This window comes from Acuticoccus sp. MNP-M23, from assembly GCF_031195445.1.
Classification (GTDB): Bacteria; Pseudomonadota; Alphaproteobacteria; order Rhizobiales; family Amorphaceae; genus Acuticoccus.
Genome location: NZ_CP133480.1, coordinates 4,160,818 through 4,186,773 on the forward strand (window position 1 = coordinate 4,160,818; position 25,956 = coordinate 4,186,773).

A 25,956-nucleotide genomic window follows, 5' to 3' on the forward strand; every position below is an offset into this window, starting at 1 on the left:
CGTTACTCTGCGCGGCTTGCCGTGCGCACAAAAAAACCGCAGCGCCACGGCACTGCGGTTTGTCGATTGCCCGTCGATCGCGCTGGTTTAGTGGAAATTCTCCGCGCGCGGAGCGTACGATCCGTCCCGAAGCTCGAACATGTCGCTCACCTGCGGGTGACGCACCGGCTCTCCCGTATCGTCAGGCAGCAGATTCTGTTCGGAGACGTAGGCGATATACTCGGTTTCGTCATTTTCAGCGAAGAGATGATAGAAGGGCTGATCGCGACGCGGGCGGATGTCTTCCGGAATTGCCTCCCACCACTCCTCGGTATTGGAGAACGTGGGATCAACATCGAAGATGACCCCGCGAAAGCTGAAGACGCGGTGACGGACAACCTGTCCGAGTTGAAATTTTGCAGTTTTGATTCTACGCATCGGACGGCCTAACTCATGGTCGACAAACGACCGGGGCGAACGCAAACGCGGTGAGCGCACCGTGCGCGAACCACAGCTCCCAGCAACAAAGTCTCCAGCGATACAGCGTCTAGCTGTCGCCACCTCGTCCCCGGCTCACACAAACGTCGCGTGATCATGTTCGGTTCGTCCTCCTTGCAAGCCCCACGCAAGGCAACCCGTGCCAAACAAACGCGTAGCGATCTAGTTGATCAAACGCAACCCCGACAAGACCGAAGATGGCTCAATCGTGTTTGAACTTTACACTCCAGACCAACGAAAAACGATAATATGACAAACCTGACCACGAAACTGTAGGTCATGATTTCATCTTCTTCGAAAGCCACGGAACACACACGGAACTGAAGTCAGATTTAGAATAACAGAAACCTGAACACCAGATCCGGGCAAGCATTGCCCTTGTGGCGCGTTGGTCTGCCATTCCGCATCAACCGGATGATACCGTTTGCATACTATCGCAGTCCACCGGATTCAGGAAGCCTTTCGAAACAATTCGTAACAGCAGAGCTTTATTCCGGCCCGCGCAAAAGCTCATCTACGGCAGTCGCAAGGGCTAGGGTCGCCCGCTTCATGTCATGAAGAGACACCGATTCGTCGCCCGTGAAATCGACGCCTTCGCCGACGATGGGCGGGCCGACGCCGTAAAGCGCCAGTGCAATGCCGGCCAGCGCATAGTGCCGTGCGCCCGATACAACCGGCGCCGACACCACCGGGATCTCGTGATCGAACGCCGCTTGCGCATGGCGCGACAAGGTCGATGCCAGCCGTTCCGATGGTTCAGATGTGTTGACGGGTTCGGCCAGCAGCAGGCGCCTGCATTCGACCTCGACGCCGGGGGCGGTGACGGACGCGGTGATCAGCGCGGCAAGATCTGCCTCCACCGTCTCTCCGTCCTCGTCCTGCGCAAGGCGCCGGTCGATGGTGAAGCTCACCATGTCGGCCACGATGTTGACGCCGCGGCCACCGCCGATGGTGCTCAGCGTGAGGGGTTCGGCCAGCGTGTCGGCATGGGCATGCAGCGCGGCCATGAGCGGCACCGCCGCGCGGATGGCATCGCGGCCATCCTGCGGGCGGGAGGCGTGGGCCTGCTGGCCACGCAGCAGCACCTCCAGATGCAGAACGCCCTGCTGTCCGGTCACCACCTGGTAGGCCGTGCCGGCGGCAATCACCGCATCGGGCTCGGTGAGAGACTGGCCGAGCAGAAACTGCGGGCCCAGGAAGCCGCCGCCTTCCTCGTCAGACGTGACGTGCAGCTCCAGCGTGCCAGCGGATGCGCCCGCTGCCGCCAGCGCCTCCAGCACGGCAATGTAGGCCGCCACATCGGCCTTGGAATCGCGCGCGCCGCGGCCGTGCAGATAGCCTTCGCGGATTTCCGCGCCGAACGGCTCGCGGTGCCAGCCTTCGCCGGCGGGCAGCGTGTCCAGCGGCGCATGGAGCGCAATCGTCGGCCCCGGCCCGAACGTGCGCCGCACGATGAGGTTCGTGACGTCGGTTCGCCGGTAGTGGCGCGCAAACGGCGCGGGCACCGGGTGCCGCTCCACCATGTGGCCCCGCTCCTCCAGCCACAACGCCAGCCACTCGGTGGCCGCGGCGGTATCTCCGGGCGGGTTTTCAGTCGGCTGGGTGACGAGGGCGGACAGGAGCGCAACAGCGTCCTCCTGTCCGGCAAACACCGCGGCCGCGAGCGCATCGCTCATTGTCGGGGCAAACTCCGTATGTCGATTGGGGGGGTCACGGCACCAGCACCGTGGAGCCGGTCGTCTTGCGGCCTTCCAGCGCGCGGTGCGCATCGGCGGCCTTTTCCAGCGGGAAGGTCTGGCCGATCTCGATCTTCACCGAACCGTCTGCCACCATTTTGAAAAGGTCCGCCGCATTTGCCTCAAGCCGCGGCCGGGTACCAATATACACGAACAGCGAAGGCCGCGTGGCGAACAGGGACCCGCGGGACGCCAGATCGCCAAGGCTGAAATTCTCGATCACGCCGGACGACTGGCCAAAGGTTGCCCACATGCCCATCGGGCGCAGGCAGTCCAGCGAGCTGGGGTAGGTGTCCTTGCCGATGGAATCGTAGACGACGTCCACGCCCTTGCCATCGGTCAGCGTTTTCACCGCCTCGACGAAATTGTCGTCGCTGTAATTGATCACATGCGCGTAGCCGTTGGCCTTGGCCAGCTCCGCTTTTTCCGCACTGCTGACGGTGCCGATGGCCGTGGCGCCCAGCGCCTTTGCCCACTGGCCCATGATGAGCCCCACGCCGCCGGCCGCCGCGTGGTACAGGATGGTTGAGCCTTTCTCGACCTTGTAGACCTCTTTGAGGAGGTAGCGCGCTGTCATGCCCTTCAGCATCATCGCGGCGGCCATCTCGTCGCTCACCCCTTCCGGAATCGCCACCACCTTGTCCGCTTCGATGGCGCGGCGCTGGCTGTAGGCGCCGATGGAACCGGCGTAGGCAACGCGGTCGCCGGGGGCAAACAGCGTCACACCGTCGCCGATGCTTTCCACCACGCCCGCCGCTTCGTTGCCGATGGTCAGCGGCATCCCGCCCGGCGCTGGGTAAAGGCCCTTGCGAAAATACGTGTCGAGGTAGTTGAGACCAATTGCGGTATGCCGCACGACAATTTCGCCGGGGCCCGCAACCGGGTCCGGAACTTCGCGGTAGGACAACACGTCCGGGCCGCCGGTCTCGTCCTGCACGATGGCGTGCGTCATAGTCGTCCTCCGCGTTGCGGTGGCGGCACGTTAGGTTTGTGCCGGCGTGCAATCAAGTTGGGAGCGTATCATGGCGGTTGAAGAGGGTAAGGGCATCGGCCCGGCTGGCGGCGAGCATGTGGACGTCGCGGTGGTCGGCGGCGGGCCGACGGGGCTCTTCGCTGCGCTCTGTGCCGCCGATGCCGGCTGGCGCACGGCACTCGTGGCCCCGGAGCTCACCCACGACCCGCGCACCACGGCGCTCTTGATGCCGGCGGTGGCGCATCTGACGCGCCTCGGGGTCTGGCAGGACATCGAGGAGGAGGCGGCGCCGCTCGTCACCATGCGGATCGTCGACGCCACGGACCGGCTCCCGCGCGCGCCGGAAATCGCGTTCGACGCGCACGAGGCGGGCCTTGACCAGTTCGGCTTCAACGTTCCCAACACCGTGCTGAACGCGGCGCTTGCCGCACGGGCGGATGCGGCCGGTCTCGTTCGCGTCAACGGCACTGCGCGCGGCGTCGCGCCCGGGCGGCCAGCCCGGATCAGCACCGACGGCGCCGAGCTGGCTGCCGATTTTGTGGTGGCGGCCGATGGCGCCGATTCGGTGGTGCGGGGCGACGCGGGGTTCGGCCTGCGCCGCTGGGCCTACGACCAGGCCGCGTTCGTCACCACCCTCAGCCACGAGCGCCCGCACGGCGACACGTCCACGGAGTTTCACACCAGCGGCGGTCCGTTCACGCTGGTGCCGCTGCCAGGCGACCGCTCCTCGCTGGTGTGGGTCGGCCGGCCGGACGAGGCGGCACGCTGGGCGGCCATGGACCCCGGTCCGCTCGCCCGCGAGATCGAACACCGCGCCCACAAGATCCTCGGCAAGATGCGCGTCGACGGTCCTCGCGGCACGTTCCCGCTGGAGGGGCTGGTGGCACGCCAGTTCGGCCGCGACAACGTCGTACTGGTGGGGGAGGCGGGGCATCGTTTTCCGCCCATCGGGGCGCAGGGGCTGAACCTTGGCATGCGCGACGTCGAAACCTTGCACACGCTTCTGTCCGGCGCCCGCGACAGCGGCTCCCTCAACGGTGTGGCCGAGGCCTACGACACCCGGCGCCGGCTGGACGTGAACGTGCGCAGCGTTGGCGTCGACCTTCTCAACCGGTCGCTCCTGTCGGAATTCATGCCCGTTGCGGGTTTGCGGGCGCTGGCCGTTGCCGCAGTGCGCAATGTCCGCCCCCTGCGCCGCGCCATGATGCGCGCCGGCCTCGGCTGATCGGCGTCAGAGCAGGCCCTGACGGATAGCGTAGAGCACAGCCGTCACCGTGATGGCCGATGCGGCGGTGCCCACCAGAACCGCATTGGAGGCACCCTCCACATAGGTCCGGTACTGGGTGGCGAGCACGAACACGTTGGTGGCCGGCGGCAGCGCTGCCATCAGGACCGCTGTCGTCAGCCAGATCGGGTCGGCATCCACCATCGAGACGAACAGGAACGCCATGACCGGGTGCGCGACGAGCTTGAACGTCAGGAAGATGGAAAGTTCGCTCATGGCGCCGCGGGTGGGCAGCGGCTGGAGCGCCACCGTCACGCCCATGGCAAAGAGCGCGCACGGCGCTGCGGCATCACGCAGCATGGTGAGCATCCGGTTCAGCATCTCGGGCGGCTGCCAGGAGAACGCCGCAGCGGTTGCCCCGAAGATGACGGCCAGAATGAAGGGGTGGGTGAAGATCCGCTTCAGGATCATCCGGGCGGTCTGCGCCGGTGTCCCGACGGCAGCCCCGCCCACCGCCATCAGGATCGGCGTCAGCGTGAAGAACATCGTGTTCTCGAATGCGAAGATCAGCGCGACCGGCACCGTCGCCGATGCACCCACGGCGCTCAGCGCCAGCCCCGGCCCCAGATACCCGTTGTTGGAGTAGGCGCCGATCAGCGACTGGATGGTCGCCCGCTCCACGTTGCCCCGGCTCATCCACAGGGCAAGCGCAAAGCCCGCCACCAGCACCGTGGACGTCGCGCCAAGCACCGCCAGAATGAAGCTGACATTGGACAGCTCCTCGAACGGCGTTGCCGCCAGAAGCTGGAAGAACAGCGCCGGCAACGCGACGTACAGGATGAAGATGTTCAGCCACTCGAGCCCGGCAGCGGGCCGTCTGGCGATCCGGCCAACCACGAAACCGAGGAAGATCAGCCCGAAGAACGGCACTGTCAGGGTAAGAACATCACGCATCGGAAAGGGGGCTCCGGCCGGAAATTTTGCCTCACACAGGATGCAGTCCCCCGCAAGCCTCAATTGCGGATGCTTGGCGGGGCGGGACGAAGCGTCTATCTGGCGTGCTGTGCCGGCCACCCCGGCCCCGATGACACACGCGGCCCCGTCCGCACCGGCAGGATATTCGACGCGTGGACGCCACCAACCCCGCCAATGCCCCGCGGCCGCCCCGGCGCAAGACGCGCGCCGGAAAGGCCACGTTCCAGCACCGGCTGGAATATGCAGGCGTGCGCGCTGCCGGGCTGATCCTGCGGATGGCGCCGGTGGGCTGGACATCGGCCGTCATGGGCGGGGTACTGGGCGCCATCATGCCGCGCACGTCCAGGCACCAGCGGGCACTGGAGCATCTTGCCCTTGCCCTGCCGGAGCTGCCGGCCGCCGAACGGGAGGCGATTGCCCGGCGCATGTGGCGCAATCTCGGCCGCGTCTCCGGCGAATCGTTCCAGATCGACCGGCTGGTCAACCAGACCGCGCGGGTGGAAATGCCCGCCGACATCGACCGCTTCGTGGCGCTCTGGAAGGACGGGGCGGTCAACGCCAGCGCCCACCTTGGCAACTGGGAGATCACCGGCGTCCTTGCAAAGGCCAATCGGCTGCCCTTTGCCGCCGTCTACCAGAAGCTCCACAACCCTTTTGTGGAAACCTACCTCAAGGCGATGCGGGAACCCGCCTATCCGGCCGGCCTCTACCCTAAGGGTCCGCAGCTGGCCTACACCATGCTGCGCCTCTTGCGCGACGGCGTGTCGGTGGGGATGGCGGCAGACTTTCGTGAGCTGCGCGGCATTCCAGTGCGTTTTTTCGGTCAGGAAGCCTATGCCACGCCATTTCCGGCCATTCTGGCGCGGATGACCGGCAAGCCGCTGATTGCAGGCGCCGTCACACGGACCGAAGGGGTCAATTTCCGCGTCTCGCTGCGCGAGATTCCGGTGCCGCACACGGACGACCGCGATGCTGACATTGCGGCTGCCACGCAGGCCCTGCACGACGCCTTCGAGGAGTGGATCCGCGCCGCACCCGACCAGTGGATGTGGTCCCACCGCAAATGGGCCAGCCAGAACCGGAGACGGGCGGACTAATCCACCGCCGGGGGGACGGCCGGGCGCAGGAACAGCGGCAGATAGGACAGGCCCTGCAGGACCAGAAGCACGCAAAGCGCCACCTGGAAGCCGAGGGGGCTTGCCCCTTCGCCGCCTGCAGCCGGGAAGAACCCGAGAATGACGCCGAAGCCCCACTGCACCAGAAACGCAAAGAAGAAGACCAGGAAGTTCAGCGTGGTGTTGACCCGGCCCGCGTGTTCCTCGCGGAAATGCTTGGTGGTGATGGCGTAGGCGAGGATGCCGCTGGAGCCGAAGATTGCGAAAGGCACCCACAGCGGCGTTGCCAGTGACGGCGGCAGAACCACGATCAGCACCGTGACCGCGGCGTAGAACAGCGAGCCGATCACGCACACATGGAGCGATTTGCCCGCCCGTTCGGCGCGGCTGGCGATGACGCCGAACGCGAAGAAACCGAACATCAGCCCCAACGCGCTCATCGAAAGCCAGAACGCGGCAGCGTCGGCGGAAAGGCCCGCCACATCGCGCAGCCATGGCCCCGTCCACAGCCCCAGAATGCTCAGAAAGCCGGCGTGGACCGTGGCGGCCATGGGTGCAATCCACCACAGCGCGCGCGATTTCAGAACGGCGCCCAGTTCGCGGGTGAGGGTGGCAAAGCCGGGGCTTTCCTTCGCCTCGCGCTTGCTGGGCACCACAAACAAGATGGATACAGCGCACGCGAGCGTCAGAACCGCGCCGAGCCCGAACACACCGCGCCAGCCCATGACCCCCAGGAGCGCCTCTGCCGGCCCGCCCCCAAGCACCGACCCTGCGCCGCCGAACATCATCAAAAGCCCGATGGCAAGCGGCAGACGCTCCGCGCTGAACCATTTGCGATAGGCCGTGAACGGCGCCATCAGGCAGACGGAGGCGCCAGCCCCCATCAACACGCGGCCGATGGTGAGCTCGGCGAATGACGAGGCAAGCGCAAAGCCGCCGCAGCCGATTGCGGCGATCACCAGAAGCGCCGCCTCCACCCGGCGCGGCCCGTAACGGTCCATCAAGAGGCCGAACGGCAGCTGACAGAGCGCGAAAGCAGCGAGATAGACGCTGGTCAGAAAGCCGAGATCGGCCGCAGACAGGCCGAGATCGGCGCTGATCGGCTCGCCCGCAACGGCGTTGATGACCCGCAGCGTGTAGGCCAGCAGATAGGTGAGGGCGAAGGGGAGAAAGACGCGCAGCGCAATGAGCATCCTGCCCTGATACGCGCCGCGCCTCCTGCCGCATAGGGCGCCCTTCCGGCAAACCGCGCCATGGGTCTGAAAAATGAACGCTCTAGCGGCGGGGCGGCCCCGCGAAGCGGTCGACAAAGCTCCTGTCGAAATGGTCCTTCAGGCGCCAGACCCAGCGCCCCTCCGCCACAAGGCCGTTGCGCACGCCAATGGCGCGCCGCCCGCCGGTGGACAGCAAGACGAGGCCGCGCCGCTGAAGGACCAGCGGCGGCGGCGTCCGCCCGTCGGCAAGGGCCGCCACAGCATCCGCCAGCGGCTTGCCGGACCGCACCGAGAACACGCCAGCCTTCGGCCGGGGATCGGCTTCAGCGGTGGCGACATCGCCCACCGCCAGCACGTTGGGGTGCGAGAGGCTGCGCATGTGCCCGTCCACAGCCACGAAACCGTCGGCTGCGCGGGCGAACGGCATGGATGCCAGAACCGGCGGCGGCGCGGCGCCGGTGAATGCGAGGGTGCACCCGCTGAAGATCCGCCGCCCGTCCGCCAGCTCCACAGTTTCAGCGTCCACGCCCGCCACCTCGGCGCCGGTCAGAACGCTGATGTCGGCTGCGGCAAGCCGGTCTGCGACGCGCTTTGCAAAGCGCCGGGCGAAGGCGGACAGGATCTCGTTGCCGCGCTCGATGACAGTGACGCCAGTCGCCGGGTGCCGGGCCCGCAAGGCAAACGCCGTTTCCAGCCCGGCCGGCCCTGCGCCCACAATGGCGAAGGCGCTGGCGTTGGCGCGGGTCTGCAACCCCGCAATCAGCGAATCGAACGGTTTGGCCGGCACCACGTGGGAATTTGCCAGCGCCGCATCGCGCCAGGCGACCGCACCAAGGTTGAGAACCAGATGATCGAACGGAAGTTTGCCCGCCGTGGTGGAGAGGCATCCGTCGTCCGCCCCTTCGATCCGGGCATCGACAAGGCGAATGCCCCGGGCATCGCAGAAAGAGGCAAGCGGGATCGACATGGCGCCGCCAGCGTAGATGCCCTCGATCCAGCCCGGCACCATGCCGCTATAGTGGGTCGACGGACCATCCGAGACGAGGATGATTTTTGCGCCGTGCTTCATCCGGGCGAGACGGTCGAGCGCAATGAGGGTCGCATGGCCTGCCCCGGCGAAGATGACACGTTTCATCTTGCGTCACACGAGGCTGCGCGGTGGCAGGAGAGGGTGCAACTTGACCGGGGGCAGCTGGGGTCACATACGCTCAACGTTCCGAATACTCCTTTGAGGCAGAGCCATGAGTGATGCGGCCGTGCCATATCAGCCACCGTTCGATTCCCCGGTGCGCAGCCTGGGCGTCGTGATCATCGCGCTTGCACTCATCGCGGTCACGGCCACGTTTCTCATCCTCACCGGCCTGACGCCAATCGAACCGACACACGAAGTCGTGACAATTGCGCTCACGATCAACGCCATTCTTGTCGCAACGCTCCTGGTGGGTGTCGGCTACGAGGCGTGGAAGCTGTGGCGCGCGCGGTCTGCCCGGCGCGCCGGCGCCCGGCTTCACCTGCGCATCGTTGCGCTGTTTTCGGTGATGGCGGTGCTGCCGGCCGCGCTGGTGGCGGTGGTGGCCACGCTCACCCTCGCGCGCGGTCTCGACCGCTGGTTCGAGGAGCGCACGCAGGCGATTGTCGCCAACTCGGTTGCCGTGGCGGACGCCTATGTGGGCGAGCACGCCAACACGCTGCGGACCGATCTTGTCGCCATGGCGCGCGACATCGACGGCATCGAAGCCGTCTACGAGTTCGAGCCATCCCGCTTCGACCAGCTGCTCCAGACCCAGACGGCATGGCGCCAGCTCCCCTCGGCCTTCCTCCTCAACGGAGCCGGCGAGGTGATCACGCGCGCTGTGGTGGCGCCCGAAATCGAGCTTCGGATGCCGCCGGCAGATGCCATGTCCGAGGCGCTGAAGGGCGAACCGGTGCTGATTGCGCCGGGGGAGGCGGACCAGGTGGGCGGCATCATGAAGCTGCCCAATTATACCGACACCTACCTCTACATCGCCCGGCTGATGGACCCGAAGGTGAACGGCTTCCTGCGCCTCACCAAGGCCAACGCGCAGGAATATATCGAGCTTGAATCGTCACGGCTCGGCGTTTCGGTGGCGTTCGGGCTTGTTTACGCAGGGGTGACGCTGGTGCTCCTCGTGTGCGCCATCTACCTCGGCTTCGGCTTTGCCAACCGGCTCGTGGCCCCGATCCGCGAACTGATCGACGCATCAGACGCGGTGGCCAAGGGGGATCTTTCGGTCGAGGTGCCGGTGCGCATGTTCGACGGCGACATCGCGCACCTTGGCGAAACCTTCAATGCGATGACAAGCCGCCTCAAGTCCCAGCGGGACGACCTCATCGAGGCCAACACGCAGATGGACCGGCGGCGGCGGTTCACCGAGGCAGTGTTGGGCGGGGTGACCGCGGGCGTGGTGGGCATCGATTCCGAAGGTCGGGTCTCGCTCGCCAACACCTCCGCACTCAACATGCTCGACGTCTCCACCGCCGATATTGTCGGCAAGGACGTGACGGCGGCGGTGACCGAGCTCGACCCCGTGGTCAACGGGGAGGGCGGCCTTGCCGCGCTTCGCTTCAAGCCCGAGCAGATCACCCTGACGCGCCGCGGACGGGACCGAACCATCACCGTGCGCGCCACCACCGACCGGGCGGACGCGGCCCGCCCCGGCTTCGTCCTGACGCTGGATGACATCACCGACCTTGTGACCGCGCAGCGTTCCTCGGCGTGGGCGGATGTCGCCCGCCGGATCGCCCACGAGATCAAGAACCCGCTGACGCCGATCCAGCTTTCGGCCGAGCGGATCAAGCGGCGCTACGGCAAGCAGATCAAGGAAGACGACCACGCGGTGTTCGACCAGTGCGTCGACACCATCGTGCGCCAGGTGGGTGACATCGAGCGAATGGTCAACGAATTCTCCAACTTCGCCCGGATGCCGGCGCCCGCCATGGAGCGGATGGACATTCGCGAAGCAGTGCGCGAGGCGGTGTTCCTCCAGGGCATCGGTCACGAAAGCGTGATCAAGGACACCGACATGCCGGACGAGCCGGTCGTCGCCCATTTCGACCACAGGCTGGTGGCACAGGCGCTGTCGAACCTCGTCAAGAACGCCGCCGAGGCCATCGAGCAGACCACGGAGGAGGATCGCGGCGGGCCGGGACGCATTTTCGTGCGTGTCTCGCGGTCTGATGATAACGAGATCTGGGTGGACATTGTCGACAATGGCATCGGATTTCCCGCAGAAGGTCGAGAACGGCTCCTGGAGCCCTATATGACGACAAGGGCCAAGGGCACTGGGCTCGGCCTTGCCATCGTGAAGAAGATTGCCGAGGAGCAGGGCGGCCGGATCGAGCTTCTGGACGCGTCTTTGGTGAGTGAAAACACCCGTGGCGCGTGCATTCGCTTCGTTCTGCCGGGCTTGCCGGACGAGGCGACCGCTTGACGATTTCTAAACGGCGCGCGACGTAGAGCGACATACCGGGTCAACATTGCGCCTGGTTTTGGATGGAGTAGGGATGGCGTCGGACATATTGGTCGTCGACGATGAGATCGACATCCGCAATCTCATTGGCGGAATTCTGGAAGACGAGGGCTACGACGTCCGCACCGCCGCTGACAGCGATGAAGCGCTGGCGGCCATCGGTGCGCGGCGCCCGCAGCTGATCTTCCTCGACATCTGGCTGCAAGGCTCGAAGATGGACGGGCTGGGTTTGCTCGACGCCATCCACGAGCAGCACGAATCGCTGCCCATCGTGATGATTTCCGGCCATGGCAACATCGAAACCGCGGTCAGCGCCATCAAGCGCGGCGCCTACGAGTACATCGAGAAGCCGCTGAAGGCCGACCGTCTGGTCCTCACCGCCGAGCGCGCGCTGGAAACCTCCAAGCTCCGCCGCGAAGTGGAGCGCCTCGGCACCAAGACCGGCGAGTTCCAGGAGATCATCGGCAATTCCGGCGTGATGAACCAGCTTCGCTCGACCATCGAGAAGGCGGCGCCCACCAATTCGCGCATCATGATCATGGGTCCGTCCGGCTCCGGCAAGGAGCTGGTCGCCCGCACGATCCACAACAAGAGCCTGCGCCGCGGCGGCCCGTTCGTGGTGCTGTCATCGGCCACCATCACGCCGGACCGGTTCGAGGAAGAGCTGTTCGGCGCAGAGGCCCGGCCGGGGCACGAAGCCTCTGTCGGCGCGCTGGAAGAAGCCCACGGCGGCACGCTCTATCTGGACGAGATCGGCGACATGCCGATGGAAACGCAGGGCCGCATCCTGCGCGTTCTGGTCAACCAGGAATTCACCCGCGTCGGTGGCACGCGCAAGGTGAAGGTGGACGTTCGCATCATCTCGTCCTCCGCCCGCGACCTGCAGGAAGAAATTGCCGAAGGCACCGTGCGGCAGGACCTCTTTCACCGGCTCTCCGTGGTGCCCATCCGCGTTCCGGCGCTCGCCTCCCGCCGCGAAGACGTGCCGATGCTGATCGATTATTTCGTCAAGCAGACGGCCGAGAACCAGGGCCTTCCGCGCCGCATCGTCGGCGAAGACGCCATGGCCGTCCTTCAGGCGCACGACTGGCCGGGCAACGTGCGCCAGCTTCAGAACAACGTCGAGCGCCTCCTCATCCTCACCCGCGACGGCGACCCCAACGAGCCGATCTCCGCCGACTATCTCCCCAACGAGATCGGCGCCATCGTGCCGCCCTTGTCCTCGCAGACCGGCGGCGAGCACATCATGGCCCTGCCGCTGCGCGACGCCCGCGAAATCTTCGAGCGCGATTATCTCAAGGCCCAGATCAACCGCTTCTCGGGCAACGTGTCCCGTACGGCGGAGTTCGTGGGAATGGAGCGCTCGGCGCTGCACCGGAAACTGAAGACGCTTGGGATCGCTTGAGTGCGTGCTTCAACGCCTGCCACCCGAGCTGGCGCGCGTGAAGATCTGGCGGCAGATCGCTCCGGCATGAGCAAGGGTGTGACGATCTTGGTTGAGAACAACCCATGCGCATAGTCATCTGCGGGGCGGGGCAGGTGGGTTTCGGCATTGCCGAACGCCTGTCCACCGAGGGCCATGACGTCTCCGTCATCGACGTGGCACCCGACCTCATCGCCAACGTGCGCGATCAGCTGGACGTGCGCGGCGTCATCGGTCACGGCTCCCATCCGGACATTCTGGCTGCCGCCGGCGCTGCCGATGCCGACCTTCTGATCGCCGTCACCCAGTCGGACGAGGTCAACATGGTGGCCGCGCAGGTGGCGCACTCGCTGTTCCAGGTGCCGACCAAGATCGCCCGCGTCCGCGCACAGAGCTATCTGACGCCGATCTACCGGCACTTCTTTGCCCGCAACGAAATGCCGATCGACGTGGTGATCTCGCCCGAGATCGAGGTGGGCGAGATGGTGATGCGCCGCCTCGCGCTCCCCGGCGCGGTGGAAACCGTGCGCTTTGCGGATGACAACGTGGTGGTCGTCGGCATCATGTGCGGGGACGATTGCCCGGTGGTCGATACGCCGCTGCGCCAGCTTACGGAGCTGTTTCCCAACCTCGGGGCCGTAGTCGTCGGGGCCTTTCGCAACGGCAAGCTGTTCGTGCCGCAGTCCGAAGACATGCTGCGCACCGGCGATCTCGTCTACGTGGTCGCCCCGCGCGAGCAGGTGCGCCGCACGCTGGTCATCTTCGGCCACGAGGAGCCCAAGGCGCAGCGCGTGGTCATCGCCGGCGGCGGCAACATCGGCTTCTACGTGGCGCAGGAGCTGGAAAAGCGCGAACCCGGCACCAAGCTGAAGATCATCGAGGCATCGCGCCCCCGTGCCGTGCAGATTGCCGATGCGCTTCACCGCGCCGTGGTCCTCAATGGCTCCGCGCTCGACCAGGACATCTTGCGCGAGGCGGACATCGAGGACGCCGACACCATGGTCGCCCTCACCAATGACGATCAGGCCAACATCATCACCTGCGTGATGGCAAAAACGCTCGGCTGTACGCGTAACCTGTCGCTCATCAACAACGTGTCCTACCCGGCGCTTGCCAACGCGCTGGGCATCGACGCCTACGTGAACCCCCGTGCGGTGACCATCAGCCGCGTCCTGCGCCATGTGCGGCGCGGGCGCATCGAAAGCGTTCACTCGCTGCAAAACGGGCAGGCGGAGGTGATCGAGGCAGAGGCGCTGGAAACCTCCACCCTGGTCGGCCGCCGCCTCAGGGACCTCGACCTTCCGGCGGGCGTGCGCGTCGGCGCGGTCTACCGCAAGAACAAGCCCATCGAAATCAACGGCCAGACCCAGATCCTGCCCAAGGATCGTGTCATCATGTTTGCGCTGGCCGAAAAGGTGCATCAGGTGGAACAGATGTTCCGCGTGAGCCTCGAATTCTTCTGATAGGACCCCCTCGATGAGCCGCATCGCCTACGTCAACGGCCGTTATCTCCCCCACGCCGAGGCCAACGTCCACATCGAGGACCGCGGCTTCCAGTTCGCCGACAGCGTCTATGAGGTCTGCGAGGTGTGGCGCGGCAGCATCGTCGACATGACGCGCCACCTCGACCGCCTCAAGCGCTCGCTGGGCGAACTGTCGATTGCGTGGCCGGTCTCGCGCCGTGCGCTGGAGGCGATCCTGCGCGAGGTCGTCAGCCGCAACCGCGTCACCAACGGGCTCGTCTACCTGCAGATCACGCGCGGCGTTGCCCGGCGGGATTTCAATTTTCCCAAACCCGGCACCATGCCGACGCTGGTCGTCACCAGCCGCTCGATCAACCCGGCCGTGCCGAAGAAATCCACCGAAGACGGCGTTCGTGTCATCACCACGCCCGACATTCGCTGGGGCCGCGTGGACATCAAGACCACGGGGATGACCGCACAGGTGCTCGCCAAGGAAACGGCGGTGCGCGCCGGCGCCAAGGAAGCCTGGATGGTGGACCGGGACGACCGGATCACCGAAGGCTCATCGTCCACGGCGTGGATCATCGACGGGGAGGGGACGCTCATCACCCGCCCTACCGACATGAACATCCTGCCGGGCATCACGCGCATGGCCATCATGGATTACGCCAAGGCCAACGGCATGAAGGTGGAGGAACGGCCTTTCACGCTTGAAGAAGCCCGCGGTGCGCGCGAAGCCTTCATCACGTCGGCCAGTGCGACGTTGACTCCGGTGGTCCAGATCGACGATTTCGTCATCGGCAACGGCAAGCCGGGATCCATCGCCAGCGGGATGCGTGCTGCATTCCACGACGGTGTGGAGAAGCTGCCGGTCAGGCATTACTGACCTGCAGAACGAACGAACCCGCCGGAGGCCGGTTGCATTGGCAAGCCTCCACCCTAAATCATATGCGATCGTTGATAGCCTTGCCGCCAAAGCCCGTGTGTGTGGGCGGTACGCTTTCTCGTAACAGCGCGCCTCTGAAAGAATAAAAATGGCAGAAAAACAGCAAAACCTGCAAGATACGTTCCTCAACCACGTCCGCAAGACCAAAACACCGCTGACGATCTTCCTCGTCAACGGCGTGAAACTTCAGGGTGTCCTGACGTGGTTTGACAATTTCTGCGTCCTGCTCCGCCGCGACGGGCATTCGCAACTCGTTTACAAGCACGCGATCTCGACGATCATGCCCAACCAGCCCGTCCAGCTCTTCGAGCCGGCGGAAGAGGAGCCGGCCCGCTGATTTTCAAACGACAGAAGACCGGTCAGGCACCCCGATGGGCGTGACCGACGACACTGAGGACCGGGCGGCGCTTGTCACCCGGCCCACCTCCGAGCCGGCAACGCGGGCGCTTGTCCTGCTTCCCATCCTGAAAACGGCGGCGGAAGATCCGCGTGCCCCCGAAAGCCGCCTCGAAGAAGCGATCGGCCTTGCCGCCGCCATCGCGCTCGACGTGGTGGAGGCGCGGGTGGTGCCCGTACGCCAGCCGCGCCCGGCAACGCTGTTCGGCACCGGCCTGGTGGACGACATTGCAGCGCTCGCCGCAGGGTCCGAAGCGGAACTCATCATCATCGACCATCCGCTGACCCCGGTGCAGCAGCGCAACCTCGAAAAAGCCTTCAAGGCCAAGGTGCTCGACCGCACGGCGCTGATTCTGGAGATTTTCGGCGAGCGGGCGCAGACGGCCGAAGGCGTGCTCCAGGTGGAGCATGCGCACCTCAGCTATCAACGCTCGCGGCTGGTCCGCTCATGGACCCACCTTGAGCGCCAGCGCGGCGGTTTCGGCTTTCTCGGCGGCCCTGGCGAAACCCAGATCGAAGCGGACCGTCGGCAGATTGCCGAGCGGATTGCCCGCGTGGAGCTGGCGCTGGAAGACGTGAAGCGCACCCGTTCGCTGGCGCGCGAACAGCGCAAGCGCAACAACCAGCCCGTGGTGGCGCTGGTGGGCTACACCAACGCCGGCAAGTCCACGCTGTTCAATGCGCTGGCGGGCGAACACGTGGAATCGCGCGACCTCCTGTTCGCCACGCTCGATCCCACCTTGCGCAAGCTGGATCTGCCCCATGGCCGCACCGCGGTCCTGTCGGACACGGTGGGCTTCATCTCGCATTTGCCCACGGCGCTGGTTGCCGCGTTCCGCGCCACGCTGGAGGAGGTGACGCTGGCCGACCTCGTGGTCCACGTGCGCGACATCTCGCACGAGGAAACCGAGGCACAGGCCGCCGACGTGATGGAGACCCTGCGGGCGCTCGGCGTCGAGCCGGGCCACCGCGCGATGCTGGAGGTCTGGAACAAGGCTGACCTCCTGCCGGAGGCCGAGCGCGAGATCCGCACCGAGGCGGCTAGGGCGCAGGGTGCGGTCCTGATTTCGGCCACCGAAGGCGATGGCGTCGCGACAGTCCTCACGGCCATCGAGGATGCGCTGGCGGCTCACGCCATCACCCGCGAGGCGACCATCAAGGCGGCCGATGGGGCGCTACTGGCCTGGCTCTACCGCAACGTGGAAGTCCTGGAGCGGCGCGACGAGGGCGACGCGGTCCACCTGACGCTGCGGATTTCCGAAGCCCGCCTCAGCGACACCATGGCCAAGCTTGGCGAACCCCAGGTCCAGCCTGAGCCGGTAAGCGTACCCTACACGCCATGACCCCCGGCGCGCTGTCGATCCGCAGCGCGGCCGTGGACGACGCACCGACGATACAGGCGATCTATGCGCCCATCGTCGTGGACACGGTGATCTCGTTCGAGACTGAGCCGCCGTCGGCCGAACTGATGGCGGAGCGCATCGCGGCGACGCTCGCCGCCTATCCGTACCTCGTCGCCGAGCGGGACGGCGCCGTGGTCGGCTACGCCTACGCGAGCCAGCACCGCGCTCGCAGCGCCTACAACATTTCGGCGGACGTGACGGCTTATGTCGCCGCGTGTGCGCGCGGGCAGCGCGTCGGCCACGCGCTCTACGCCGCGCTGCTGCCGGAGATGGCCGGCCGTGGCCTCCACGCCGCCACCGCGGGCATCACGCTGCCGAACGCAGCCAGCGTCGCGCTGCACGAGAGCTTCGGCTTTCACAAAGTGGCGGTGTTTCCGGAGATCGGCCGCAAGTTCGGCGCCTACCACGACGTCGGCTGGTGGCAGAAGCTCCTCTGAGCCCATCTCACTTCGGGCGCGTGGCGGCCTTGGCGGCATTCCAGCGCTTGTCCCATTCGGCGGCGTCGAACGTGTCCACCGCCACCCCGTCGGCTTTCGCGGCAGCCTCGATGGCCCGCACCCGTGCTGCAAACTTGGCGTTGGCGCCGCGCAGCGCCTCGTCGGCGTCGATCCCGGTGTGGCGGGCGAGGTTGACCAGAGAGAAAAGCAGGTCGCCGAACTCGTCCGTCATCGCCGCGGGGTCGCCGGACGCCGTGGCGGCCTGAAACTCGGCGACTTCCTCGGCCACCTTGTCGGCAACACCGCCGATGTCGGGCCAGTCGAGCCCGGCCTTCGCCACCTTCTTCTGCATCTTCTGGGCGCGCACGAGGGCGGGGAAGTTTGCCGGGACCTGATCCACCAGCCCCTGCGGCTTGCCGGCTTTCTCCTCGGCCTTGATCTCGTCCCACACCTTCTCGATCTCTTCGGGCGTACGGGCGGGTCCATCGCTGAACACGTGCGGGTGGCGCCGGACCAGCTTTTCGCAGATGACGGTCGCCACATCGTCGAAATCGAAGCGGCCTTCCTCGGCGGCGATCTGCGCCTGGAACACCACCTGAAGGAGGACGTCGCCCAGCTCCTCGCACACGTCCTCGTAGTTGCCGCGCTCGATCGCGTCGGCCACCTCGTAGGCTTCCTCGATGGTGTAGGGGGCAATTGTCGCGAAGGTCTGCTCGATGTCCCACGCGCAGCCGGTGTCCTTGTCACGCAGCTGCGCCATGATCTGCCGCAGTCGGTCGATGGGCTGTGTCATGGCGTTCTCCTCAAGCCGCGCGTCTGATAACGCCAGTCGCATAAGATGGATTATGGAACCAGAACCATCATGTCGTACGCCGGCTCCACATGGGCCGGCGTCTCGTTCTTCAGGGTCTCGTAGTCGAGATCCTGATGAAGGTTGGTGAGGACGGCGCGTCCGGGCGCCATGCGCGCCACCCAGGCCAGAGCCTGTTCCACGTTGAGGTGGCTGGAGTGCGCCTTGTAGCGCAGCGCATCGAGGATCCACACGTCGAGACCCTCAAGGTGCGGCAGCGAGGCCGCCGGCAGATCGTGCAGGTCCGACGAATAGGCCAGATCGCCGATCCGGAAGCCCAGCGACATGATGCGTCCATGAAGCTGGTTGAACGGCGTCAGAGTGACGGGGCCGCCATCGCCGTCGATGGAAAATGGCTCTCCGGCCACAATGGTCTGCGCGTTCAGGATTGGCGGATAGCCGCTGGCCCCTTCAAAGCAGTAGCCGAACGCGGCGGTGGCGCGGGCCAGCGTCTCGTCGTCCATGTAGACGTCGACGCGGCGCTTCTCGGCCATCGCAAAGCCGCGCAGATCGTCGATGCCGTGGAGATGGTCGGCGTGCGGATGGGTGTAGACCGCCGCATCAAGCCGCGGCACGCCAGCCGACAGGAGCTGCTCGCGCATGTCGGGGCCGGTGTCGATCAAAACGCGGGTGGTGCCGCCGCTGCCGGTGCGCTCGATCAGCAGCGCACAGCGGCGCCTGCGGTTTTTCGGGTTGTCCGGGTCGCAGGCGCCCCAGTCGCCGCCGACGCGCGGCACGCCGCCGGACGAACCGCAGCCCAGGATCGTGAAGCGGGTCGTCATTGGGCGACAGCCGGCGCCTTCACCTTGGTGAAGAGCCGGTAGAAATTCTGGGTGGTCGCGGCCGCCAACTGTTCGAGTGGCACATCGATGGCCTCTGCCAGAATGGCGGCGGTGTCGGCCACGAAGGACGGCTCGTTGGTTTTGCCGCGGTGCGGCTGCGGCGCCAGATAAGGCGCATCGGTTTCCACCAGCATCCGGTCCAGCGGCACGGTGCGCGCCACCTCGCGAATGCTCTCCGCGCTCCTGAAGGTCACGATGCCGGAGAACGAGACATAAAGGCCCAGCGCCAGGCCGCGCCTGGCAAGCTCTGCGCCGGACGAGAAGCAGTGGAGAATCGCAGGGAAGGCCCCCTTCCCCATCTCGTCTTCCAGAATGTCGGCGACGTCCTCGTCCGCCTGTCTGGCGTGGATCACCAGTGGCAGACCGGTCTCGCGCGCCGCGGCAATGTGGTTGCGGAAGCCTTCGGCCTGCGCGTCGCGGGGCGACTTGTCGTAGTGGTAGTCGAGCCCGGCTTCGCCGATGGCGACGACCTTCGGCTGCTCTGCGAGTTTCACGAGGTCGGCGACCGAGATGTCCAGCTCTTCGTGCGCATTGTGCGGATGGGTGCCGATGGATGCATAGACATCATCGTGGGCGGCGATGATGGGCGCCAGCTTGTGAAACTGGCGCACGCGGGTGGAGATGGTCACGAACCGTTCCACGCCGCGGGCACGGGCGCGGTCCAGCACGGCATCGCGCTCGGCGTCGAAGTCCGGAAAGTCGAGGTGGCAGTGGCTGTCGACGAGCCTCATGGCGCCACCGGCACTTCAAGCTTCGGCACGATGGGCGTCGGTGCAGGCAGCGGCGTACCCGCCTCGGGCGCTCGATCCAGCGCCGCCAGCGTGCGCGCATCCTCCGGCACGGCCAGAAGGCCCAGCAGCGCCGAAGCCGTCCCCGGCACGAACGGCTGGATCAATATGCCGAACCAGCGCAGCGCCTCCGCCGTCACCGCCAGCACCACTTCCATGCGCGGCGGGTCCGTCTTGCGCAGCGCCCAGGGCGCCTCGCCGGCAAAATAGCGGTTGGCGTCCGACACGACCGCATAAATGTCGCCCAGCGCCGTGTGCAGCGCCTGCACGGCCACCGCCTTGCGGCACGCCTCCGGCAGTGCGCGGACGCTGGCAAGCAGCGCCTCGTCGGCGGCGGTGAGCGGCGCCATGGCGGGCAGCTTGCCGTCGCAGTGCTTGGCAATCATCGACAGCGAGCGCTGCGCGAGGTTGCCGATGTCGTTGGCCAGGTCGGCATTCACGCGGGAGACGAAGCCTTCCAGCGAATAATTGCCATCCTGCCCGAACGGCACTTCGCGCAGAAGATAATGCCGCAGCGGGTCAACGCCGAACGCCTCCACCAGATCGAACGGATCGAGCACGTTGCCCACCGACTTCGACATTTTCTCGCCGGCATTGAACAGGAAGCCGTGCGCAAACACACGGCGCGGGACCCGGATGCCGGCGCTCATGAGGAAGGCGGGCCAGTACACCGTGTGGAAGCGCACGATGTCCTTGCCGATCACATGGAGATCTGCGGGCCAGTATTTCGCCACACGCTCGGTGTCGTCCGGGTAGCCGACGGACGTGAGGTAGTTGGTCAGCGCGTCGACCCAGACATACATTACGTTGTCGGGGTCGCCCGGCACCGGAATGCCCCATTTCAGCGTGGTGCGCGAAATGGAGAGATCCTTGAGGCCGCCCTTCACGAACGACATGATCTCGTTGCGGCGGGACGCCGGGCCGATGAAATCCGGCTCGCTCTCGTAAAGCGCGATCAGGCGCTCCTGGAAGGCGGAGAGGCGGAAGAAATAACTGGGCTCCTCCATCCACGCGACCGGCGCGCCGGTGGGTGCCTTCTTCTCGCCGTCCACCTCGGTCAATTCGCTTTCGGCAAAGAACGCCTCGTCGCGCACCGAGTACCAGCCACCATACTGGCCGAGATAGATATCGCCGGCATCGGCCATCGCCTGCCAGATCGCCTGGCTGGCCTTGATGTGGCGCGGCTCGCGGGTGGAGACGAAATCGTCCTGGCTGGCGTTCAACACCTCGGCCATCCTGCGGAACAGGGCCGAATTGCGGTCGGCGAGTTCGCCGGGCGTGATGCCCTGCTTCTCCGCCGTTTCCACCATTTTCTGGCCGTGCTCGTCGGTGCCGGTGCAAAAGTGAACGTCGTAGCCATCGAGCCGCTTGAAGCGGGCAATGGCATCGGCCGCAATCAGCTCGTAGGCATGCCCGATGTGGGGCGCGCCGTTGGGGTACGAGATGGCGGTTGAAAGGGTGAAGCGCTTCATGCCGCCTCAGTTGCCCTCGGCCCCTCGCTTGTCAAGACCGCTTGGCCAGAGCGTCCGCCTCAGCCATGCGTGCCGTCAGCGCCAGGATGAATTCCTTGCGGTCGAGGTTGAAGATCTCGACGCGCCGGCGTTCGGCCAGCGCCTCCAGATAGGCGCGCGCATAGGCGTCCAGCGCACCGAGCGGCGCTTTGCCCGCGCCGCGCCTTGCGCGCGCTGCAAACGCATCCAGCGTCAGGTCCGCCACGACGGCGAAGTGCTCGCCGCGCTTTGTCGCAGCAAGGTCGGCAATCTGCGCCCGGCGGCGCGTGTCGTTGAGGTCGCCCGACAAAAGCCGCTCGGCGCTCTTCACCGCGTCGGCGCCGGCAGCCGCCAGCGACAGCGCCCGGCGGACCGAACCGTCCGCAGCGGCAGCCAGTTGCGAGTCGGCATCCAGATGCGACAGCGCAGCCGCCATGTCCGCACGTCCGAGCGGTGTCATCCGCACCACTTGGCAGCGGGAGCGGATGGTCGGCATCACCCGGCCGGCCACATGGGCAATCAGCAGAAACAACGTGCGCTTGGGTGGCTCTTCGAGGCTTTTGAGGAGCGCGTTGGCGGCGTTGGGGTTCATGTCGTCCAGCGCATCCACAATCACGATACGCCAGCCGCCACCGGCTGCCGTTGCGCCCAGAAAAGGCACAAGGCGCCGCACGGTGTCGACGCTGAGCTCGCTCTTGAAGCGCTTGGTCTTGTCATCCCAGGCGCGGGTGAGGTGCAGGAGGCTGGGGTGGGTGCCGGCGACGATCTGGTGCACGTCGCGCGAGGCGGGATCGCTGTCCAGCCCCTCGGAAAGCGGCGCCCCGGAGATGAGCGCCTTGGCAAGGCGGAACGCGAGCGTTGCCTTGCCGATCCCCCGCGCGCCGGACAGGATGAGCCCCTGCGGCGGTTTTGCGCCAAAGGCCTCCGCCAGCTGCGCGCGTGCTCCTGCGTGGCCGAACAGCGCCGTCGATTCGCGCGGTGCCGGGGCGTTGTCCAGAAGGTCGGGTTCGATCGGCGCGCCTTCGATGATGGCAGCCTTGGGAGCCCGCGCCATCAGGCGGCGCTCATGCGACGGTCAGCGTCGGCAGGAGGCGCTCGTGCACCACGCGCCACATGGCCTCGGCCACCTCGTCCTGCGAGATTGTGGCGTCCACCACCACGCAGCGCGCTGGCTCACGGGCCGCAATCTGCAGGAAGGCGTTGCGGCGCCTGCCCTGCACTTCCATCGTGTCCTTCTCGAACCCGTCCAGCGTGTCGCGCTGTTCGGCGCGTTCGCGCCCCACTTCGGGCGGGAGGTCGAGAATGAACGTGAGGTCAGGCGCAAGGTCGCCGGCGGCGACGGCCCGCAGGAGCGCCATCATCTCGGTCGATGCGCCGGCGGAGCCCTGGTAGGCCTCGGTGGAATCGGCAAACCGGTCGCACACCACCCACCGCCCTTCAGCCAGCGCAGGCTCGATCACGGTGTCCACATGGTCGGCACGGGCAGCGGCAAACATCACGGTCTGCTCGGCCGGGCTCAGCGCCTGCCCCGCGTCGCTGAGGAGCGCTGAACGCAGGCGCTCGGCCCATGGCGAGCCACCCGGCTCGCGTGTCATCAGGACGTCCTTGCCGCGCGCGCGCAGCTTTTGCGCCAGCGCACGGGCCTGGGTGGACTTGCCAGCACCCTCCCCGCCTTCCAGCGAGATGAACTTGCCCCGGATCGGCATCAGTTCGGCCGCAGATCAGTCGGCGTCTTCACGCTTGGCCGTCAATCACTGTGCGGCGCCGCCTGCCACCGCGGTGCTGATGCCGGTGTCGTCACCGGTGGCGAACATGTCGAAGGCGCCCAGCACCCGGTCGGCGCTGGCTTCGGACGCCGATTCGGGCAACGGCTGCGCTTTCACCACCTTCGGCGGGGGCGGCACGTCCGCTTCGGCTTCGTTCATGGCAATCACCGCGTCCAGCGCACCGCTCGAACCTTGCGTTTCGGCGTATGCGGCAGCGGAGGGCTGCTCCGCTTCGGCTGCGGCGGCCGCTGCAGCGGCCTGGCGCGGCAGGTAGCGGGTTTGCACGCCGGGGAGCGGTGTGCCCTGCTTCACGGGCTCGGTGGCAGCGAGCTTCACCTCGATCAGCTTTGCGCTCTCCTCGTCGTCATCGGCCTTGCGCTTGCCGAACAGGGAGAACCCGCCTGATCCTTTCTTCTTGCCCGAAGACAGGCTGGCGACCTGTTTTCCGCCGCTTGCGCCGCCCTTGTTGCCGTTCGCCTTGTAGCGGGCGGCTGCAATCAGCGTCTCGTTGTCGGTCCCGTTTGCCTCGGCAGGCCCCAGATATTCCACCCGGACCTTGGCGTGACCGGCATTGATGAAACCCAGTTTCTTGGCGGCAGCCTTCGACACGTCGAGGATCCGGCCGGGCTTGAACGGCCCGCGGTCGTTGACGCGCACCACGGCGGAACGGCCGCCATTGACCACGGTCACGCGCACATAGGACGGCAGAGGCAGCGTCGGATGGGCAGCGGTCAGCGCATGCTGGTCGAAGCGTTCGCCATTTGCGGTGCTGCGACCATGGAATTTCGGACCGTACCAGGAAGCCATCCCGGTCTTGTCGTAGGACTTGTCTTCCTTCGGATGGTACCAGCGACCGCCGACCTTGTACGGCTTGCCGATCATGGTCCGCGCTGCGGTATCTTTCTGGGCATCGTCGTCGCTGCTGGCAACGCTCAACGCCGGCTCAAGTGCCCCCACGGTGCCGTTGCAGCCGGCAAGCACGGCGCACAGCAGCACGAACAGCGGGGCAGCAATTCGGTAAGGTCCGGTCAAAGCGGCAACCCCTCGGCAAATTTCACGACGTCGCACTCGCCGCATAGGCGCACACTACGTCCACTGCACACCCCCGACCACAAAGTTTGCCCAACTGCATCAACACAAACTTAACAGACAGACAATTTTGCAACAGTTCCTGTGCTGAATTTTTGCCATTTCAGGACAGCCGGACGCGATCCAGCGCCACGTAATACGGGAAAATCAGCTTTGCGCCCAACGCCTTGATGGTATGAAGCGGAATCTCGGCCGCCCCCTCGTGCACCTCGAACGGCAAATCGGCGAGTTCACCTTCGCCGCCAACCACACGGCCGAGCGCCGCGCCTGCAATCTGCGCCATGCAGACGCCTCTGGTCGCGTAGCCCGCAACTGAAAACACATTGGGTGCCAGCCGTTGCACCCGCGGCAGGCCATTGTCCGTGACCGCGCACCACCCCGTCCACCATGCCTCCAGCGGCGGCGTGCCGAGGCCGGGAAAGATCTGACCCATCCGGCGCTGCGCATGGCGGGTGAAACTTGCACGGCCTGCAAGGGGCGCAAACACCAGACCGCCGGAGATCAAGCGTCCGTCCCTGTCGTACCGGGCAAAGCCGCCGGAGCGGCGAATGTCGGTGAAACAGGCGCGCGTGGGCAGTATTTTGGCGCGGATTGCTTCGTCCAGCGGGGCGGTCATCGTGTGAAACAGCTGCACCGGAATGAGCGCGCGCGCCTCGCCGCCAATCAGCTGCTCGGTGTAGCCGTTGGTGGCAAGCACAACGGCGCGGGCCCGCACGGTGTGTGCACCGACCGACAGGACGCTCCCCTGCCCGTCTCTGGCAATGGCATCCACCGGGCTTGCCTCGAACAGAAGCGCCCCCTCGTTGGCCGCGGCGCGGCCAAGGCCGCGGGCGAGTGCCGCCGGGTTCACCGTTGCGCCGTTGGGGCGCGTCCAGCCGCCGCGGTAGGTGGCTGTCCCGGTCATTTTCCCAACCGCGGTCTCGTCCAGCCACGTCACGTCGGCGCCGAAGGCACGCCAGTCCTCGAACACACGCCGCACCTTGGCCAGCGAACGCGCCGAATGCGCAGGCTGGAGCCAGCCGTTCTGCTCCACATCGGCTTCGATCTGATAGCGCTGGATGGTTGCCAGAACCCGATCCGGGCCTGATGTGACCTCTGCTGCAAGCGCCTCGCCCTTGCGGGCGCCAATGGCGGCCACAACGTCCGAGACACTGGTGCTGCCTGGAAAGTGTGGCACCACAAAGCCGCCATTGCGGCCGGACGCGCCACAGCCGATCCGCCCTGCTTCCAGCAAGGCGACAGAGGCCCCGCATCGGGCCGCCTCCCGCGCTGCCGAGAGGCCGGTATAACCGCCGCCCACCACGGCAACGTCCACGTCAAGGTCGGTATCCAGCGCTGCGTGGGGCACGTGGGGTTCGCGCGCATGAGCGGCCCAGTGAACGCCGTCAAGCGCTGCATCTGGCCGCCGGGGCACTGCCGTCAGCCCCCGCAGCCGATGAGCGCAGTCACCTGCAACTCCAGCTTGATGTCCGCAAAGGGAAACGCGACCACCAAAGCGGTGTTGGTGGGCCGGATCTCACCAAACACACGCTTCAGCTCCGGGGTGATCGCCTCCATCACGTCCGCTCCCGTCACATAGGTGACGAGGGTGACCACGTCGCCCATGGAGGCGCCAGCCATCTCCAGCGACCGTTCGATGGTTGCAACGGCGTTGTTGAACTGCGCCACCGGATCGGCCGGAATGGTGCGCGTCTCATAATCGAGCCCAACGGTGCCGGAGACGAACAACTGCTCTCCAACGCGCACCGCGCGCGAATAGCCGACGGCCTCTTCAAAGTGCGACCCCGTCGAGAAATTCTGCCGTTTGTCCATCATGGTCCCTCAGCATGGTGCTGCAGCCTGCCGCAGCAGGCCGCT

General features: G+C 66.2%; 24 protein-coding genes. 9 read left to right on the forward strand and 15 right to left on the reverse strand.

Annotated elements, in window-relative coordinates:
• Positions 1-87: 87 nt before the first annotated feature.
• The 3 genes from hspQ to RDV64_RS19220 all read right to left on the reverse strand — a co-directional run bounded on the left by hspQ (position 88) and on the right by RDV64_RS19220 (position 3,165).
• Complete coding sequence (gene hspQ, locus RDV64_RS19210; RefSeq protein WP_309199549.1) at positions 88-408, reverse strand: heat shock protein HspQ; 321 nt, start codon at positions 406-408, stop codon at positions 88-90.
• Positions 409-965: 557 nt separating this feature from the next.
• The gene (locus tag RDV64_RS19215; RefSeq protein WP_309196572.1) at positions 966-2,153 is read right to left on the reverse strand and encodes a M20/M25/M40 family metallo-hydrolase; all 1,188 of its coding nucleotides are present in this window, start codon (positions 2,151-2,153) and stop codon (positions 966-968) included.
• Between the two features lie 34 nt (positions 2,154-2,187).
• On the reverse strand, positions 2,188-3,165 hold the full coding sequence (locus RDV64_RS19220) for a quinone oxidoreductase (protein ID WP_309196573.1): 978 nt from the start codon (positions 3,163-3,165) through the stop codon (positions 2,188-2,190).
• Positions 3,166-3,235: 70 nt separating this feature from the next.
• On the opposite strand from RDV64_RS19220, the gene RDV64_RS19225 reads away from it, so the two are divergent.
• Positions 3,236-4,411 (forward strand): FAD-dependent monooxygenase, encoded by a 1,176-nt coding sequence (locus tag RDV64_RS19225; protein ID WP_309196574.1) that lies wholly within the window; start codon positions 3,236-3,238, stop codon positions 4,409-4,411.
• A 6-nt stretch (positions 4,412-4,417) separates the two neighbouring features.
• Here RDV64_RS19225 and RDV64_RS19230 read toward each other — a convergent pair whose 3' ends face one another.
• A complete protein-coding gene (locus RDV64_RS19230; protein WP_309196575.1) occupies positions 4,418-5,365 on the reverse strand; it encodes an AEC family transporter in 948 nt (315 codons plus the stop codon).
• 173 nt (positions 5,366-5,538) lie between these two features.
• Between RDV64_RS19230 and RDV64_RS19235 the strand changes: the two genes are divergently transcribed.
• Entirely contained in the window at positions 5,539-6,483 is a 945-nt protein-coding gene (locus tag RDV64_RS19235) for a lauroyl acyltransferase (protein WP_309196576.1), read from the forward strand.
• Here the strand turns inward: RDV64_RS19235 and RDV64_RS19240 are convergent.
• The gene (locus RDV64_RS19240) at positions 6,480-7,694 is read right to left on the reverse strand and encodes an MFS transporter (protein WP_309196577.1); all 1,215 of its coding nucleotides are present in this window, start codon (positions 7,692-7,694) and stop codon (positions 6,480-6,482) included. The two genes, RDV64_RS19235 and RDV64_RS19240, sit on opposite strands and share 4 nt — an antisense overlap.
• A gap of 82 nt (positions 7,695-7,776) precedes the next feature.
• On the reverse strand, positions 7,777-8,850 hold the full coding sequence (locus RDV64_RS19245; protein WP_309196578.1) for an FAD-dependent oxidoreductase: 1,074 nt from the start codon (positions 8,848-8,850) through the stop codon (positions 7,777-7,779).
• 106 nt (positions 8,851-8,956) lie between these two features.
• On the opposite strand from RDV64_RS19245, the gene RDV64_RS19250 reads away from it, so the two are divergent.
• The 7 genes from RDV64_RS19250 to RDV64_RS19280 all read left to right on the forward strand — a co-directional run bounded on the left by RDV64_RS19250 (position 8,957) and on the right by RDV64_RS19280 (position 17,274).
• Positions 8,957-11,167 carry a PAS domain-containing sensor histidine kinase gene (locus RDV64_RS19250; protein ID WP_309196579.1) on the forward strand — a complete coding sequence of 737 codons (2,211 nt, stop codon included), beginning with the start codon at positions 8,957-8,959 and terminating at the stop codon, positions 11,165-11,167.
• Between the two features lie 73 nt (positions 11,168-11,240).
• Positions 11,241-12,611, forward strand: a complete 1,371-nt coding sequence (locus RDV64_RS19255) for a sigma-54 dependent transcriptional regulator (RefSeq protein ID WP_309196580.1) — start codon at positions 11,241-11,243, stop codon at positions 12,609-12,611.
• A gap of 104 nt (positions 12,612-12,715) precedes the next feature.
• On the forward strand, positions 12,716-14,092 hold the full coding sequence (gene trkA, locus RDV64_RS19260) for a Trk system potassium transporter TrkA (protein ID WP_309196581.1): 1,377 nt from the start codon (positions 12,716-12,718) through the stop codon (positions 14,090-14,092).
• Positions 14,093-14,105: 13 nt separating this feature from the next.
• Positions 14,106-14,978: a D-amino-acid transaminase gene (locus RDV64_RS19265; RefSeq protein ID WP_309196582.1), complete on the forward strand. Its 873-nt coding sequence runs from the start codon at positions 14,106-14,108 to the stop codon at positions 14,976-14,978.
• Between the two features lie 148 nt (positions 14,979-15,126).
• A complete protein-coding gene (gene hfq, locus RDV64_RS19270; RefSeq protein WP_309196583.1) occupies positions 15,127-15,375 on the forward strand; it encodes an RNA chaperone Hfq in 249 nt (82 codons plus the stop codon).
• A gap of 34 nt (positions 15,376-15,409) precedes the next feature.
• On the forward strand, positions 15,410-16,777 hold the full coding sequence (gene hflX, locus RDV64_RS19275; RefSeq protein ID WP_375143769.1) for a GTPase HflX: 1,368 nt from the start codon (positions 15,410-15,412) through the stop codon (positions 16,775-16,777).
• On the forward strand, positions 16,774-17,274 hold the full coding sequence (locus RDV64_RS19280) for an arsinothricin resistance N-acetyltransferase ArsN1 family B (RefSeq protein WP_309196585.1): 501 nt from the start codon (positions 16,774-16,776) through the stop codon (positions 17,272-17,274). Before hflX ends, RDV64_RS19280 begins: the two co-directional genes overlap by 4 nt.
• A 7-nt stretch (positions 17,275-17,281) precedes the next feature.
• On the opposite strand, the gene mazG is transcribed toward RDV64_RS19280, so the two are convergent.
• The 9 genes from mazG to RDV64_RS19325 all read right to left on the reverse strand — a co-directional run bounded on the left by mazG (position 17,282) and on the right by RDV64_RS19325 (position 25,914).
• Entirely contained in the window at positions 17,282-18,067 is a 786-nt protein-coding gene (mazG, locus tag RDV64_RS19285) for a nucleoside triphosphate pyrophosphohydrolase (RefSeq protein WP_309196586.1), read from the reverse strand.
• Between the two features lie 50 nt (positions 18,068-18,117).
• Positions 18,118-18,906 carry an MBL fold metallo-hydrolase gene (locus tag RDV64_RS19290; RefSeq protein WP_309196587.1) on the reverse strand — a complete coding sequence of 263 codons (789 nt, stop codon included), beginning with the start codon at positions 18,904-18,906 and terminating at the stop codon, positions 18,118-18,120.
• A complete protein-coding gene (locus RDV64_RS19295; protein WP_309196588.1) occupies positions 18,903-19,697 on the reverse strand; it encodes a TatD family hydrolase in 795 nt (264 codons plus the stop codon). The genes RDV64_RS19290 and RDV64_RS19295 overlap by 4 nt, the downstream gene beginning before the upstream one ends.
• Complete coding sequence (gene metG, locus RDV64_RS19300; RefSeq protein ID WP_309196589.1) at positions 19,694-21,226, reverse strand: methionine--tRNA ligase; 1,533 nt, start codon at positions 21,224-21,226, stop codon at positions 19,694-19,696. Before metG ends, RDV64_RS19295 begins: the two co-directional genes overlap by 4 nt.
• A 31-nt stretch (positions 21,227-21,257) precedes the next feature.
• Positions 21,258-22,298 carry a DNA polymerase III subunit delta' gene (locus RDV64_RS19305; RefSeq protein ID WP_309196590.1) on the reverse strand — a complete coding sequence of 347 codons (1,041 nt, stop codon included), beginning with the start codon at positions 22,296-22,298 and terminating at the stop codon, positions 21,258-21,260.
• A 10-nt stretch (positions 22,299-22,308) separates the two neighbouring features.
• Positions 22,309-22,950 carry a dTMP kinase gene (tmk, locus tag RDV64_RS19310; RefSeq protein ID WP_309196591.1) on the reverse strand — a complete coding sequence of 214 codons (642 nt, stop codon included), beginning with the start codon at positions 22,948-22,950 and terminating at the stop codon, positions 22,309-22,311.
• A gap of 45 nt (positions 22,951-22,995) precedes the next feature.
• A complete protein-coding gene (locus RDV64_RS19315; protein WP_309196592.1) occupies positions 22,996-24,042 on the reverse strand; it encodes a septal ring lytic transglycosylase RlpA family protein in 1,047 nt (348 codons plus the stop codon).
• A gap of 160 nt (positions 24,043-24,202) precedes the next feature.
• A complete protein-coding gene (locus RDV64_RS19320) occupies positions 24,203-25,513 on the reverse strand; it encodes an FAD-dependent oxidoreductase (protein ID WP_309196593.1) in 1,311 nt (436 codons plus the stop codon).
• 5 nt (positions 25,514-25,518) lie between these two features.
• The gene (locus RDV64_RS19325; RefSeq protein ID WP_309196594.1) at positions 25,519-25,914 is read right to left on the reverse strand and encodes a Rid family hydrolase; all 396 of its coding nucleotides are present in this window, start codon (positions 25,912-25,914) and stop codon (positions 25,519-25,521) included.
• Between the last annotated feature and the right edge of the window lie 42 nt (positions 25,915-25,956).

Bases quoted from the DNA above. Each gene is read 5' to 3' on its own strand.
- RDV64_RS19215 (WP_309196572.1), bottom strand. From the start codon at position 2,153: ATGAGCGATGCGCTCGCGGCCGCGGTGTTTGCCGGACAGGAGGACGCT.
- RDV64_RS19220 (WP_309196573.1), bottom strand. From the start codon at position 3,165: ATGACGCACGCCATCGTGCAGGACGAGACCGGCGGCCCGGACGTGTTG.
- RDV64_RS19225 (WP_309196574.1), top strand. From the start codon at position 3,236: ATGGCGGTTGAAGAGGGTAAGGGCATCGGCCCGGCTGGCGGCGAGCAT.
- RDV64_RS19230 (WP_309196575.1), bottom strand. From the start codon at position 5,365: ATGCGTGATGTTCTTACCCTGACAGTGCCGTTCTTCGGGCTGATCTTC.
- RDV64_RS19240 (WP_309196577.1), bottom strand. From the start codon at position 7,694: ATGCTCATTGCGCTGCGCGTCTTTCTCCCCTTCGCCCTCACCTATCTG.
- RDV64_RS19245 (WP_309196578.1), bottom strand. From the start codon at position 8,850: ATGAAACGTGTCATCTTCGCCGGGGCAGGCCATGCGACCCTCATTGCG.
- RDV64_RS19250 (WP_309196579.1), top strand. From the start codon at position 8,957: ATGAGTGATGCGGCCGTGCCATATCAGCCACCGTTCGATTCCCCGGTG.
- RDV64_RS19255 (WP_309196580.1), top strand. From the start codon at position 11,241: ATGGCGTCGGACATATTGGTCGTCGACGATGAGATCGACATCCGCAAT.
- trkA (WP_309196581.1), top strand. From the start codon at position 12,716: ATGCGCATAGTCATCTGCGGGGCGGGGCAGGTGGGTTTCGGCATTGCC.
- RDV64_RS19265 (WP_309196582.1), top strand. From the start codon at position 14,106: ATGAGCCGCATCGCCTACGTCAACGGCCGTTATCTCCCCCACGCCGAG.
- hfq (WP_309196583.1), top strand. From the start codon at position 15,127: ATGGCAGAAAAACAGCAAAACCTGCAAGATACGTTCCTCAACCACGTC.
- hflX (WP_375143769.1), top strand. From the start codon at position 15,410: ATGGGCGTGACCGACGACACTGAGGACCGGGCGGCGCTTGTCACCCGG.
- RDV64_RS19280 (WP_309196585.1), top strand. From the start codon at position 16,774: ATGACCCCCGGCGCGCTGTCGATCCGCAGCGCGGCCGTGGACGACGCA.
- mazG (WP_309196586.1), bottom strand. From the start codon at position 18,067: ATGACACAGCCCATCGACCGACTGCGGCAGATCATGGCGCAGCTGCGT.
- RDV64_RS19290 (WP_309196587.1), bottom strand. From the start codon at position 18,906: ATGACGACCCGCTTCACGATCCTGGGCTGCGGTTCGTCCGGCGGCGTG.
- RDV64_RS19295 (WP_309196588.1), bottom strand. From the start codon at position 19,697: ATGAGGCTCGTCGACAGCCACTGCCACCTCGACTTTCCGGACTTCGAC.
- metG (WP_309196589.1), bottom strand. From the start codon at position 21,226: ATGAAGCGCTTCACCCTTTCAACCGCCATCTCGTACCCCAACGGCGCG.
- RDV64_RS19305 (WP_309196590.1), bottom strand. From the start codon at position 22,298: ATGGCGCGGGCTCCCAAGGCTGCCATCATCGAAGGCGCGCCGATCGAA.
- tmk (WP_309196591.1), bottom strand. From the start codon at position 22,950: ATGCCGATCCGGGGCAAGTTCATCTCGCTGGAAGGCGGGGAGGGTGCT.
- RDV64_RS19325 (WP_309196594.1), bottom strand. From the start codon at position 25,914: ATGATGGACAAACGGCAGAATTTCTCGACGGGGTCGCACTTTGAAGAG.